Genomic DNA, 13,829 nt, shown 5'->3' with positions numbered 1-13,829 from the left:
AGACAACCTTAGCAACGGCTTTCATCTAAACAGCAGACTGCACAGCAGTCTATCAAGGAGCAATCATGTTTAAGCGCATGAGTCTGATGTTACTCGCCGCCATCATCGTGTTTGGCGGCATTTTTGGCTACAAAGCTATCGGCAATCATTTTATGAATGAGTTTTTCGATAATATGCCCATGCCTGTAGCAAATATTACCGCCGCCAGTGCCAACGCTGATCGGTGGGAAGCCTCTATTACCGCAGTAGGGAGCTTTGTTGCCATGCAAGGTACCGAGTTAACCGCAGAGACCAGTGGCATCGTTCGGGAAATATTGTTTGAAAGCGGTACCGCTGTCGAGCAAGGACAGCTCCTGGTAAAACTGGATGACAGCATCGATCAGCCTGAACTTGCCCGCTTAAAAGCGGCTGAGAAGCTGGCGCAAATCGAGTTAAACCGTAATCAACGCCTGTTCCAGGAGCGCAGTGTCTCGGAGCTGGATTTACGTCGTCGTGAAAGCGAAGCAGAGCAGGCTACAGCGGCAGTGCGTATCCAGCAAGCGCGTATTGCCCAGAAAGAAATCCGGGCCCCCTTTAGTGGTATCACTGGCATTCGGCGGGTGAATTTAGGCCAATTGGTCTCACCGGGCTCTGCCGTGGTCTCGATTGAATCCCTGGACCCCATTTACCTGAACTTTACCCTGCCTGAACAACGCCTGGCAGAGATCCATGAAGGCCAACAGTTGCGGGTCCGGGTGGATGCCCATCAAGAGCAAAGCTTCGATGGTGTGATTACAGCCATTGCACCAGCCGTTCGTGCTTCCAGCCGTAGCGTGGAAGTACAAGCTACTTTGCAAAATCCGGAGCAAAAATTGCGACCAGGTATGTTTGGCCGGGTAGAAGTATTAACCGGCGAAGCACGCGATGTTTTGCTGGTACCGCAAACGGCCATCCAGTTTAACACCTACGGCAACTCAGTCTTCGTCTTGCGCGAAGAGGATGGTCAGTTGAAAGCCTTCCAACGCTTTGTTCAGACCGGTGAAAGCCGGGGTGATCTGATTAATGTTACGGATGGTTTAGCACAAGGGGATCGGGTAGCAACGTCTGGCTTGTTGAAACTGCGTAACGGAGCCGCCGTTCAGGTCAGTGAAAATGGCAACGCTCAACCCAGTGCCGAACTGAACCCACAACCGGCCAACCAATAAGGAACCCAAAGATGCGTTTTACCGACGTCTTTATCCGCAAGCCTGTACTGGCTTCGGTGGTGAGCCTGTTTATTATTCTGCTGGGGATGCGCTCCATATTCGATATGAATGTGCGGCAATTCCCGGAAATTAAAAATGCCGTGGTCACAGTATCCACGACCTACATCGGTGCCGATGCCGATCTGATCCAGGGTTTTATCACCAGCCCACTGGAGCGGGAAATTGCGGCAGCCGAAGGGATTGACTACATTGTATCAACCTCTGTAGCAGGCATGAGCTCCATTGAGGCTTACCTGCGGCTGGATTACGATCCCAACGAAGCCCTGACCCAAATCGCCGCTCAGGTGAACAAGGTGCGTTCGGAGTTGCCGGAAAATGCCCGTGATCCGGTAGTCAATTTGAAAGTTGGCCAGGACGTGGCCGCTATGTACTTGTCGTTTTACAGCGAAGTGCTGGGCAACAACCAGATCACCGACTATCTGGTACGGGTGGTCGAGCCTCAACTCGCCACTATCCCCGGTGTACAACGGGCTGAAATTCTGGGTGCCCGCACCTTTGCTATGCGCATCTGGCTGGATCCAAACCGGATGGCCGCTCTGGGTGTCACCGGCAGTGATGTCAATCAGGCGCTGCGAAGCAACAACGTACTGGCAGCACTGGGCCGCACCAAAGGCCAGATGGTGGCTGTCGACTTAAATGCCGCCACCGATCTACGCAGCGTCGAAGAATTTGAACAACTGGTGATCCGTACCGATGACGATGCCTTGATCCGGCTAATGGATATCGCTGAAGTAGAGCTGGGTGCCGAAAGCTACGAAAGCTCCGTCAGCTTCAATGGGCTGGCGGCTACTTTTATGGGCATTGAGATTGCGCCGGATGCCAATGCGCTGGATGTAATTGCCGATGTACGCCGCATTTGGGACAGCGAAATACTGCCGCAATTGCCGGAAGGTTTAAGCGCCGATATTCCATACGATTCTACCGAGTACATTGAAAACGCTATCAACGAAGTGGTTGTGTCCATTGTGCTGGCACTGCTGATCGTTGTCCTGGTGATTTACGCGTTCCTTGGCTCGATGCGCAGTGTGATTATTCCAGCAGTTGCTATACCTGTTTCGCTGGTAGGTACTTTCTTTTTGATGTGGCTGCTGGGCTTTTCCATCAACCTCCTCACTTTGCTGGCGATGGTACTGGCCATTGGTATCGTGGTAGATGATGCCATCATTATGCTGGAAAACATCCACCGCTTTATGGAAGAGGGCAAATCACGCACTGAAGCAGCGATCCTGGGTGCCCGCCAACTGGCCTGGCCGATCATTGCCATGTCTACCACTCTGGTGGCGGTTTTCATCCCCATTGGCTTTGTTGGTGGCCTGACCGGCGTTCTCTTTGTCGAGTTTGCCTTTACCCTGGCCGCTACGGTAATTCTATCCGGTGTAGTAGCCTTGACCCTGTCACCGGTGATGTGTGCCTATATCTTAAAAGCGCACAAAACCGAAGCTGATAAACCGCGCCTCGAAGCCTGGTTGGATCGACGCTTTGCCAGCCTGCGCAATGGTTATCAAAAGCAGCTGCATGGTGCGCTGAATTACCTGCCTGTGCTGCTCACTTTTGGTGCCATCGTACTGGTCTCCTGTTACTTCCTGTTTATTACCAGCCCATCCGAGCTGGAGCCTGCTGAAGATCAGGGCTTTGTGTTCTCCATCCTGAGTGCTGACAGTTACGCCACGCTGGACTATCTGGAACGCAATACCAAAGAGCTGAACCGGCTGCTGGATGATATCCCGGAACTGGATAATGTATTTATTATCAATGGCATGGGTGGAACCAATACCGCTATTGCCGGTATGGTACTGTCCCCCTGGGATCAGCGTACCCGCAGCACGCAGCAAGTGCTGGAAACACAGATCCAGCCCTTTTTGGACAGCCTGCCTGGCCTGAACAGCTTTGCGCTGGTGCCACCATCACTACCCTCACCAGGAGGCGGCTTGCCAGTCGAGTTTGTGATTGGCTCCACTCAGCCGTTTGAAGCCCTGCAGGAAGTTGCGCAGCAAGTGATGGGACGGGCCATGGCCAGTGGCCGCTTTATCTTTGTCGACAACGACTTGAAAATAGACCGGCCCCGTCAGACGGTGCATGTCGATCGGGATAAAGCAGCGTTAATGGGTGTCAGCATGCAACAAATAGCTGCAGATCTGGGCAGCTTGCTGGCTGGGGCCGATGCTGGTCGCTTTGCGCTGGATAACCGTTCATACCGCGTGATCCCACAGGTTGAGCGGGTTGAACGCTTAAACCCGGAACAGCTGAAGAACTACTATACCCGCAATCGGGATGGTGAACTGGTGCCTTTATCCACCTTGATCACACTGGAAGAAAGTGTGCAGCCACAAGCATTGAAGGGATTTCAGCAGCTGAATGCCGTGAAAATTTCCGGCCTGCCCCGTCCCGGCGTACCACTGGGTGAAGCCTTAGCCGTGCTGGAACAAATCGCAGCAGAAGTACTGCCTGCCGGTTACAGTGTCGATTATGCTGGTCAGTCCCGTCAGTACAAGGCTGAAGGCCAGCAACTGGTGATTACCTTCTTCTTTGCTTTGATTGTGATTTTCCTGGTGCTGGCGGCTCAGTTCGAATCGTTCAAGAATGCGGTGATTATTCTGGTCACAGTTCCCATGAGTGTGTGTGGCGCTCTGATCTTTATCAGCCTTGGTTTTACCAGCCTGAATATCTATACCCAGGTTGGCTTACTGACCCTGGTCGGCTTAATAGCCAAGCACGGTATTCTGATAGTGGAGTTTGCCAATCAATTGCAACAAGAAGGCCGCAGCAAGCGACAAGCCATTGAAGAAGCTACCTCAGTGCGCTTAAGGCCAATTCTGATGACAACAGCAGCGACGGTGCTGGCGATGATCCCGCTGCTAATGGCCAGCGGTGCTGGTGCGGCTTCCCGCTATGCCATGGGCCTGGTAATTGCCAGTGGCATGACCATAGGCACCGCTTTTACTCTGTTCGTGGTACCTGCAATGTATTTGCTGCTTGCCCGGGATCTGCGCACAGATCCCGACAACAACGAAGAGGTGATAGCAGATTAAGCTTCCTTCGGGCCGGGGTTTTGCCTGGTCCATGCCCACGCCAGCGACTCTGTCGCTGGCTTTTTTTTAGCTGAAAAAGAAGAAAGGCTTAATGGCGTGCCAGCTGTTGCAACAGCCGCTGGCTGTGCTCCAGCATCTTGGCATTGGCGTTAATTTTGCTCAGCTGCAAATACAATAAATGGCATACATGCTGCGCACTTAATTGCTCCAGCAGCGGATCCAGCCGGGGGCTGCTGTCACCGGCCAGCACATACAAAGGTGTTTGTACCAATAAACTAAGCGGGTTGGTTTTAAAAGCCGTCAGTGATATCAGTTGGACTTTTTGTGACTTGAGCTCTCGGGCCAGCCGCAGCACATCCTGATTTTCACCACTGTGCGAAATAGCAAACAACACACTCTGCTCAGAGAGCTGGGCACTGTATTGCAGTTGCACCGCAGGATCGGGGTGATAACACACTGTTTTGCCCAATTGCCGCAAACGAAAGGCGAAATCAGCCGCCACCAGACCAGAGCCTCCAAAACCAACCAATAAAATTTTATCGGCCGCATCCAGCAGTTGGCTGGCCCTATCCAGGTTTTTTTGTTCGTTGATTTCAGTTAAGGTGCGATAGCTGGCCTGCAACTGCAATTGAAACTGCTCAACTTCTGCCAGCGGCATTTTCTTAATATCGCTGTTGTCATCCCGGTTCAGGTTCGACTGAGCTACCAGCGCTTCGCTGACTGCCAGTTTGAAATCAGGGTAACCTTTGTAACCGACTTTCTGACAAAATTTCACCACACTGGACTGACTCACTCCCACGGCATCCGCCAATTGCTGCGATGAGTAATCCCGAAGTAAATGCGAGTTATCCAGAATAAAGTCCGCAAGCTTGCGTTCAATGGCCGACATCTGGTCTTGCAAACCTCTGATTTTCAATAGACACACCATATTGTTTTTGTACTCGTGTTAAGCCAAGGCCAGCGGCACTACTATAACCTGAACAGCCGGCCCTGGTAAACAATGTTAAAAATCTGGCATCTGATCCCAGCTCAGTTGCTCTGCAACCTCGATACGACGTCGGATCAGGGCCGATTGTATACCGGATACCAATACCTCCGGAACCAAAGCTCTGGTGTTGTAACAGGATGCCATGACGGCACCGTAGGCACCGGCCTGGCCTATTGCCACAGCCTCCCCTGGCTTTAGTTCAGGCAAAGACTGCCCCATACTGAAGGTATCGCCGGTTTCACACACCGGGCCAACGACATCATAGCGCAAGCTGGCTCGGTCCGGCTGTTGCTGTACCGGCCAGATGTCATGCACAGCCCCATACATGGCAGGACGCAGCAAATCATTCATGGCCGCATCTAAAATCAAAAAGGTTTTGCCCGGTCCCTGTTTTACATACTCCACCTGACAGAGCAACACACCAGCATTGGCGGCCAGCGAGCGGCCTGGCTCTAAAATCAGTCGGCAACCTTTATCGGCAAAGTGCCGACGTACCAGCGCCATGTAATTGTCAATCGAAACTGCCTGGCTGGCATCCGGATACAAAATGCCCAGGCCACCACCCAGATCAATGGTATCGATGGGGTGACCGAGCGCCTGCAAACGATCCACCAGCTCCAGCATGCGCTCAAATGCAGCCTGGTACGGTGCTAAATCGGTAATTTGTGAGCCGATATGCATATCAACGCCCTGGATACGAATACCCGGTAAACTGGCAGCCAACCCATACACCTGCTCTACCTGCTGCCAACTAATGCCAAATTTATTCTCCGCTTTGCCGGTGGCAATTTTTTCATGGGTACCGGCATCCACATCCGGATTGACCCGTACCGCTATTGCGGCTTCCAGGCTAAGCGCGGTTGCCACCTCACTTAATCGTTTTAACTCTGGAATGGACTCGACATTAAACTGCAAGATACCGGCTTTTAGTGCCAGCGCCATATCGGCCCTGGTTTTACCTACCCCGGAATACACTACACGATTGGCTGGAAAACCAGCTGCCAACGCCCGTTGCAGTTCGCCAATGGAGACCACATCAGCCCCTGCACCGGCTTTGGCAAAACACTGCAATACCGCCAGGTTGGAGTTGGCTTTCACCGCAAAGCAAATCAAAGCATCCAATCCAGTTGCTGCTTGCTGGTAAGCCTGCAAATTCGTCAGTAATTGAGCTTTGGAATAGACATAACAAGGGGAACCGTATTGCTGCAGCAAAGCAGCAGCAGGCAACTGCTCAATGTGCAACTCTTGCTGCTGATAGCCAATGGCCATAAAAGGACTCCTGAACAAACAGAATTGTTTATTCACGATAATAGCCGTTAAGAATAAATTATTCCAGCCATTCTTGGGCGCTTTGCACTTTTTTGCACTAGCGCCTAGTGATCGCTGGACTGGAAGCTGGCCAGTGCCTGGCGCAGAAAACCAGCTTTAGCGGCTAACAAAGCAATGGCATCTTCTTTGCCAAGACCAGTCAACAGCCGTAAAATGGCCAACTTGGCACTGTTATCGGATTCAGTCAGCATCTGTTTCGCCTGCTGATGCGTGCAGCCAGTGGCTTCGGCCACAATACGGGCAGCACGAACACACAGCTTCTGATTGCTGGCGTGCACATCCACCATCAGGTTCTGATACACTTTCCCGCTACGTACCATGCTGGCAGTGGATAGCATATTCAGCAGCAATTTTTGTGCGGTACCGGATTTCATTCGGGTAGACCCTGTCAGTACCTCCGGCCCGACAGCGGCACATAAGGGGATATCCGCGGCCTGCAACACCGCAGTATCCGGGTTGCAGCTAATACCTATGGTGGTGCAACCAAGCTGACGCCCATACTGCATGGCCGCCACCACATAAGGGGTGCGGCCACTGGCGGCAATACCCACCAACACATCACTGGCCGATAAATGAATGGCTTGCACATCGTTGATCCCCTGGTCCGCATCGTCTTCGGCCCCCTCTACCGCCTGTAAAATGGCCGCTGACCCACCGGCGATTAATGCTTGCACCTGCTCTGGCGGTGTGCTGAAAGTAGGGGGGCACTCCGCCGCATCCAGAATACCCAGCCGGCCACTGGTGCCAGCACCGATGTAGATTAAACGCCCGCCGGCAGCAAAAGCTGCCACTATGGCATCGACGGCCTGCGCTACCTGCTCCAGGATCCCTGCCAGGACCTGTGCTACTTGCTGATCAGCCTGGTTAATGCGTTTTAAAACATCCAGAGTATCCAACTGGTCCAAATCCATACTATCCGGGTTGCGACTCTCGGATAAAAAGCTGCTCAGCTCACGCAGCAGTTGTTGCTCTTGACCACTATCCAGTACCGGCGGCTTCTTTTCCCCCATCATACTCGTGGCTCCGTCTTTTCCAGCTCACCACTGCGCCACTTTTGTGCCAGCAATAATGCACCATCCACCGAAGTACCTGCCGCCGGAATCACTTTCTGTTGGATGCGCTCTGGCAACTGCGGGATAGTCCCTGCAGCCAGGCCGCCAAGTATCACTATCGGTAAATCCACCTCCTGGCACGTCAAATCAATCAGCTCTACCACATCATCCAGGTAGCGTCCAAACACTCTGGCTGCTTGTGGGCATTGCGCTGCCAGAGGCAATACCAGAGGGGCCAGTCGGGAAAAATCATTCACAACCGCATGTTTCAACCAGGCCAGAATATTGGCCGGATCGGTGCCAATCACCGCAGTCACAGCCTTCGCCAACCGGGAGCTGAAAGCACGGCTGCGATCAAACTCATCCAACACCTGACGCACCGCCATCTTCCCTAAAATAGCTCCGCTGCCTTCATCGCCAATGTTAAAGCCCCAACCACCAAACTGTCGCTCGACACCATTGGACTCCAGCCGCATACCAACAGAACCGGTACCTAAAGCCACCACTGCCACCGGCTGACCATGATTCGCGCCCCAGACGGATGTTTTCGCATCGGTGGTGATCCAAAGCTGTGGACAAAGTTCAGCCAGATGCAGCTCCAATGATCTGCGCAGCTGCAAATTACCTGCACCAGGCACACCAGCCACTACAGTCACTTCACGGCCCTGACAATGCGCCAGCTCAAATAAATTGCTAATCAACTGATACAGCGTCGCCGCAGCATTGTTGTAGTCGTTGGTCAGGGAGGCCGAGCCCATTTTCAGTTGCCAGCTGCGATTACTGGCGAGATGCACCAGCCGGCCAAGGGTTTTGGTGCCACCGGCATCAATACCAAGTATATAGTCCGTCACTCTGTCTCTCCTGTGACTGCGAATGAAGATGGTTGCTGTTGTTTAGGCTTGCCTAAACAACAGACCACAAAAGCAAATAAGGTACCCAAGCAAAGCTGCCAGGTAAAGCCCAAATCCCATGTGGCCAGAACAGGGCCAAAGAACTGCAGTACATAAGGCTGGAAAAACAAAGGCACCAGAAAACCACAAAGCAACGCGGCAGCCACACTGCGGGCATTACCGCGGTTAGTGCATAGAACCGTAAAGTAAACCCCCAGCAGACCACTGTAGGAAAACACCATCACGCTAAGGGCAAAAGCCAGCAATGGCATATCGCTAAATTGCTGCCAGTAAAAACACAGTACCGCCATCGCCGATAGTGCTGTTGCAGTCAGCAACATGCCAAACTGACCGGCCCGGACAAAGTGTCGTTCAGATGTGGCCGCTCTGCGACGCTGTTGCCAGGGGCGATACAAATCCTCCACCAGCACCGAAGACATGGAGTTGAGTCCGGAGGTCATGGTAGAAAGTGCAGCCGCCACCACACCAACCGTCACCAGCCCCCGCAAACCAGCAGGCATTTCATTGAGTACGAAATGCATAAAAACCGTCACGGTTTCACCGGCAAAGCTGCCGGCAAGCTCTGCGCCACCTTGTTGCATCAAGTCAGGCCGCAGATAGAATACATAAAGCAACATGCCAATGGCGATAAAGAGCAACATCACCGGAATAATCAATACCACCGACAACAGCATAGCGCTGGCACCCTGCCTGGCCGTTTTACAGCTGAGTACCCGCTGGGTCATATCCTGATCCAACCCAAAAGCAGCAATATTCAGCAGCACAAAACCACTCATGGCCGACCAAAATGTAAAAACGCCACCGGAACTGACATCAAGTGAAAAATCCAGTAACTGCAACTTCGAGCCGGAACCATCCAGGGGTTCCCTCAGCGCCGCCAGGATAGCTGCCGGCTCGGCCGGGATCAGCCACAGCAGATAGATAAACACCGCTATGGCCGCCAGCACATAAACAGCACACTGGAAGGCATCGGTGTAAATAACCGAGCGGATCCCTCCTGCTACAGAATACGCCAAGGCACCAAAAGCCAGCACGATGATCGACAACACCACGCTGCTGGCATCAATGTTATGAAAAATCACCATCGATACCGCAATGGCAGCCATGTACAGGCGCGCCCCACTGGCAAAGACTCGACCAAACAGATACATAGTTCCGGCCTGACGCTTGGCACTATCACCAAAGCGTTGCGCCAGCAAGCCATATACCGTACTGACTCTGGCCTGATAGTAGCGCGGGATCAAATACAGCATTACCACAAAGGCAGCAATAAAAGCGCCAAGATTGGTAGCCAGATAGGTGAGATCCCCACGAAATCCTTGATCAGGCCCACCGAGGAAGGTTGCTGCCGACTGCGAGGTGGCCATCACCGAAATAGCCACGGCCCACATTGGCATCTGATTGCCGCCAAGAAAGTAGTCGCGGGCATTGCCGGCGCGTCTTTGACTTAACAGCCAGCCCATTGCCGCCAGCAGCAGGAAGTAACCAGCAAACACCAGCCAATCCAGCGCCGTCAGTTTTATCTCCATGGCGCCTCCGGCGCTGTTTGTGGTGCATTATAAACCAAGCATGGCCTCGTAAATCTTGCTCATCACACTGCCATACATGCCGGTTTCAAAACGATCGCCACTGAAGTAATAACCGCTGCTATCCTGCCGGATCGGTGAATGCTTTTTATTGGTTAACAGCACCACCAGCAGATCGTAGTATGGATCAATCAAGGTAGCCGTGCCAGTCCAACCGGTATGGCCAAAAGCATAACGGCTGGCATAAGGACCAAAATGCCAGTCCAGATCGCTTCCAACCGCCGTGCGCCAGCCCAGGCCAAAGCGGTGATCCTGGCCCGATGGCCGGACAAACTGCTGGATCACCGGCTGGCTGAATACCGCAACATCGCCATAACCACCATGTTGCGCCAGCATCATCAGTACCGCCAGCTCACGGGCAGTACTGAACAAACCGGCATGGCCAGCCACCCCTCCCAGCGAGTAAAAAGCTTTTTCATCGTGGACTTCACCACGCAACACCCCCCGACGCATCGCTGGAAATTGCTGGTGCAAGCCACCTCTGGTGTTGCCATCCAATTCCGTCGCTGCAATACGGTTGGCTGCAATGCCTTTTTGCAATGGATTAAATAAGGTACTGCTAAGCCCCAGCGGCTGGTAAAGCTGCTGCTCCAGATACGTATCCAGCGCCATACCTGCCACCCGCTCTACCAGAGCCCCCAACAACATAAAGCCGGTATCGCTGTACACCGCACTTTGTCCACGCGGTCGCTGAAAAGGTACCTGCTCTATCAGCAATTGCTTGGTACGCTCCGCTTCTATCGAATAAAAGTCAGCGCCCAAGCGATTATCTGGCCGGAAAAAATGCAACTCCGGACCATAGCCTGCACTGTGATCCAATAAATCCCGCACCAACCGCAGCTCACGCCCATCGCCCTGATACTCCGGCAGATAATGCGCTATCGGCGCATTGATATCCAGCCGCCCCTCCGTAGCCAGTTTCATTACCGCATACACAGTCGCATACATCTTGCTGTTGGAAGCTATATCGAACAAGGTATCGGTTTGCATTGGCTCAGGCTGTGCCAACTGCTGACCATGACGATCGTACCGCTTGGCATAGCCATAGGCTGTTTCTTTGATCACCCGGCCGTTCTTCGCAATCAACAACACCGCACCGGGAAAGCCGGCAGCAACCTCCTGCTCTATCATGGCATCCAGCTCTGCCAACCGCTGGGCCGAAAACCCCGCGTCTGCGGCCGTTCCATCCAACAACAGAGGGAAGTTGAACCGCAGCCGAATACTGGCATCGGCCGGCTCTACAGCCGCCAGCCGCAGTTGGTTCAATCCATCCCGGGTGTAATCCGCCAGCGACAAGATCATCGGCTGCTCTGACAGCTGTGGTGGCAAGGCCAGTTCACGACCATTGATAAGAATACTGGCTGAACTGGCTTGTTGTAAATCCAGCCAGAGCGCGCCCTGGCCTTGATAACTGTAAAAAATTCGCCGGTCATTCACCAAGCGTCGCTGGCTACGTTGCTCCGGCAGTTCGATGCTAAGCTGGGCCGGCTCACGCACCGACACTGGCCAGTCGCTACTAAACGTCATGCCTGCACCAAGCGGTAAAAACAGAGCCAGCACTGTGGTGATTAAAAGCGGATACCGCCGTGCCATTATGGAACCTCCTGTGCAGCCAGCTCAGGCACCATCAGTTGCACCGGCAAAGTACCATGCAAGGCGGTATGCCCGAGCAAAGCCTCAGCAACCGCCTGATAGGTCGGCCCATAAAGTACCTCAGCCTGGCTTTGCTCAATACCATGATGGTAAGCCGCTATACTGAGATCACTGAACGGCAATAAGGGAATCAGCTCATAAGGGGTACCAAAACCTAACAATACCACAGAGCTCCCTGCCTGCCTGGTAGCCTGCAGCACCTGCTGACTGGCCTGCATAGCAGCCTCATAACTGATGGACGGACGCGGTTGACTGGCAAGGTCCGCCATGCCTCCGGCATCCACCAGACTGGCCAGCCGCTGCCAGCCGGCATGGATCACCAGATCCGCCTGCTGACTAAGCTGCAGTGCCTGCTCTGGCTGCCAGTCATCGAACGTGCTCTGGGTCCAGCGCAGCCGCTGCCACTCCTCCTGCGGCCATTGCCGGCTCAGTGCTTGTTGCAGCATCCGCGCCTGCAAAGGTGTAGCTGCTAACAGATGCAAATGGGCAATGCGCTTTGTTGGTAATGGCAAGAGCCCGGATTGGTTCTGCAATAAGGTGGCAGCCTGGCGGGCAAGCTCCAACTCGAGCGCCTGGTGGGCTGGCTGGCCCAATTGCTGCTTTGCCAGCCGATACAGGGCTGTTCGATCATCCTGTACAGTGGTGGTATGGAGCCAGCCAGCTTTTAGCTTTCTTATTCGCTGCCAGGAAACTTCCAGCTCTGCTGCACTAAGCTGCCCTTGCCGAACAGCAGTTGCTAACCGGCTGATCAATTGTTTGAAGGCTTTGATATCCTCAGGTTCGCGAATAGGGTAAGGCATTAACGCAATATCAGCACCAGCGGCGAAGGTTTCCAGCACCGCCTGCTCTGGTGAAAAGTAATGGCTGATGGCAGCCATATCCAGCGCATCGGTAATAATCAGCCCCTGATACCCCATCTGCTGCCTTAACAAATCGGTCAGCATAGCCCGCGACATCGTCGCCGGCCGAAGCATCCGGTTGCCATCTTTGCTTTCAATCTGGCTGTTATCCAGCTCTGGGTACTGAATATGTGCTGTCATGATCATTGGCACTTCAGTGTGCTCAATGGCCCACTGAAATGGGGCCAAGTCAACACGCTCAATCTGACGACGCGAATGGGTCACCAATGGCAATGCCAAATGGCTGTCCAAATGCGTATCACCATGACCTGGGAAATGCTTTAGCGTACCGAGTACACCTTGCTGTTGCATGCTGCTTAGCATCGCCACCGCTAACTCAGCCACCTGTTGCGGCTGCTCACCAAAAGAGCGCACATTGATCACCGGATTGTCGGGATTGCTGTTCACATCAACCACCGGCGCATGGTTGGTATTAATACCCAGTACTGCCAGCTCCTGCCCCAGCACGCGGCCAACCTGGCTGGCATAAAAATCACCATGGCGTGCATAGGTCGCGCCTATGGCCATATTGCCGGCAAAACCAGTGCTAAAATGGCGTGGTGTCCGAAAAACCCGGCCACCCTCTTGGTCAACGGAAATAAACAGTGGCTGGCCAACAGGTGATTGCAAAGCAGCCTTTTGCAGATCCTGTGTCAAATCAATAATCTGCTCTGGTGTTTGCAGGTTTTCCGCAAACAAAATAACGCCACCCAGGCCAGTCTCTGTAATCAGTTGTGCCAGCTCGTGCGGCAAATGGGTCACAGCCGAGCGACATGGTGTCTCACCGGGCTCCGGGCAAAAGTACCGTACATCGATCATCAGCTTCTGGGCAATTTTTTGTTCCAGGGTTAATTCAGTGCGCAAAGCCGTCCATCCCAGATAAATTCCAATACAGGCTATAGTAACAATCCAGCTCAAATGCAGTACATTTTTTTTCATGCAGAACCTGGCCAGTTGGCCCACCCTTTTGCTGAAAGTTTCAACACACCTTAGCAAAGCCATCCCCAATCGACAACTAAATTATTCCCAATCCACGACCACATAGAATTATTTATTCCAACATAAAGCCCAGGGTTAGCAACCCCTTACAGCAGGTTGGTCAGAAAATACTGACAGGATCAGCAAGAAGGCATTTTAC

At 53.2% G+C, this 13,829-nt stretch carries 9 protein-coding genes; 2 read left to right on the top strand and 7 right to left on the bottom strand.

Features of this window, described 5'->3' with window-relative positions; genetic code table 11:
* Nucleotides 1–65: 65 nt before the first annotated feature.
* Nucleotides 66–1,184 (top strand): efflux RND transporter periplasmic adaptor subunit, encoded by a 1,119-nt coding sequence (locus ABC502_RS16080; protein ID WP_345916626.1) that lies wholly within the window; start codon nt 66–68, stop codon nt 1,182–1,184.
* A gap of 11 nt (nt 1,185–1,195) precedes the next feature.
* Nucleotides 1,196–4,273, top strand: a complete 3,078-nt coding sequence (locus ABC502_RS16075; RefSeq protein ID WP_345916625.1) for an efflux RND transporter permease subunit — start codon at nt 1,196–1,198, stop codon at nt 4,271–4,273.
* A gap of 88 nt (nt 4,274–4,361) precedes the next feature.
* Here ABC502_RS16075 and ABC502_RS16070 read toward each other — a convergent pair whose 3' ends face one another.
* The 7 genes from ABC502_RS16070 to ABC502_RS16040 form a co-directional block, all read right to left on the bottom strand.
* Nucleotides 4,362–5,198, bottom strand: a complete 837-nt coding sequence (locus tag ABC502_RS16070) for a MurR/RpiR family transcriptional regulator (protein ID WP_345916749.1) — start codon at nt 5,196–5,198, stop codon at nt 4,362–4,364.
* A gap of 78 nt (nt 5,199–5,276) precedes the next feature.
* Entirely contained in the window at nt 5,277–6,530 is a 1,254-nt protein-coding gene (gene lysA / locus ABC502_RS16065) for a diaminopimelate decarboxylase (protein WP_330087477.1), read from the bottom strand.
* A 104-nt stretch (nt 6,531–6,634) separates the two neighbouring features.
* Nucleotides 6,635–7,603 (bottom strand): N-acetylmuramic acid 6-phosphate etherase, encoded by a 969-nt coding sequence (gene murQ, locus ABC502_RS16060; RefSeq protein ID WP_330087476.1) that lies wholly within the window; start codon nt 7,601–7,603, stop codon nt 6,635–6,637.
* Nucleotides 7,600–8,493 carry a BadF/BadG/BcrA/BcrD ATPase family protein gene (locus tag ABC502_RS16055; RefSeq protein WP_330087475.1) on the bottom strand — a complete coding sequence of 298 codons (894 nt, stop codon included), beginning with the start codon at nt 8,491–8,493 and terminating at the stop codon, nt 7,600–7,602. The genes murQ and ABC502_RS16055 overlap by 4 nt, the downstream gene beginning before the upstream one ends.
* A complete protein-coding gene (locus ABC502_RS16050) occupies nt 8,490–10,082 on the bottom strand; it encodes a sodium:solute symporter (protein WP_330087474.1) in 1,593 nt (530 codons plus the stop codon). The genes ABC502_RS16055 and ABC502_RS16050 overlap by 4 nt, the downstream gene beginning before the upstream one ends.
* 27 nt (nt 10,083–10,109) lie before the next feature.
* On the bottom strand, nt 10,110–11,732 hold the full coding sequence (pbp4b, locus tag ABC502_RS16045) for a penicillin binding protein PBP4B (RefSeq protein ID WP_345916624.1): 1,623 nt from the start codon (nt 11,730–11,732) through the stop codon (nt 10,110–10,112).
* Nucleotides 11,732–13,630, bottom strand: a complete 1,899-nt coding sequence (locus tag ABC502_RS16040) for a glycoside hydrolase family 3 N-terminal domain-containing protein (protein ID WP_345916623.1) — start codon at nt 13,628–13,630, stop codon at nt 11,732–11,734. The genes pbp4b and ABC502_RS16040 overlap by 1 nt, the downstream gene beginning before the upstream one ends.
* Between the last annotated feature and the right edge of the window lie 199 nt (nt 13,631–13,829).

The sequence above is a fragment of the Alkalimonas sp. NCh-2 genome (assembly GCF_039631345.1).
GTDB lineage: Bacteria > Pseudomonadota > Gammaproteobacteria > Enterobacterales > Alteromonadaceae > Alkalimonas > Alkalimonas mucilaginosa.
The sequence above is the reverse complement of the archived record's forward strand: the minus strand, read 5'-3'. Positions and strand labels throughout refer to the sequence as shown.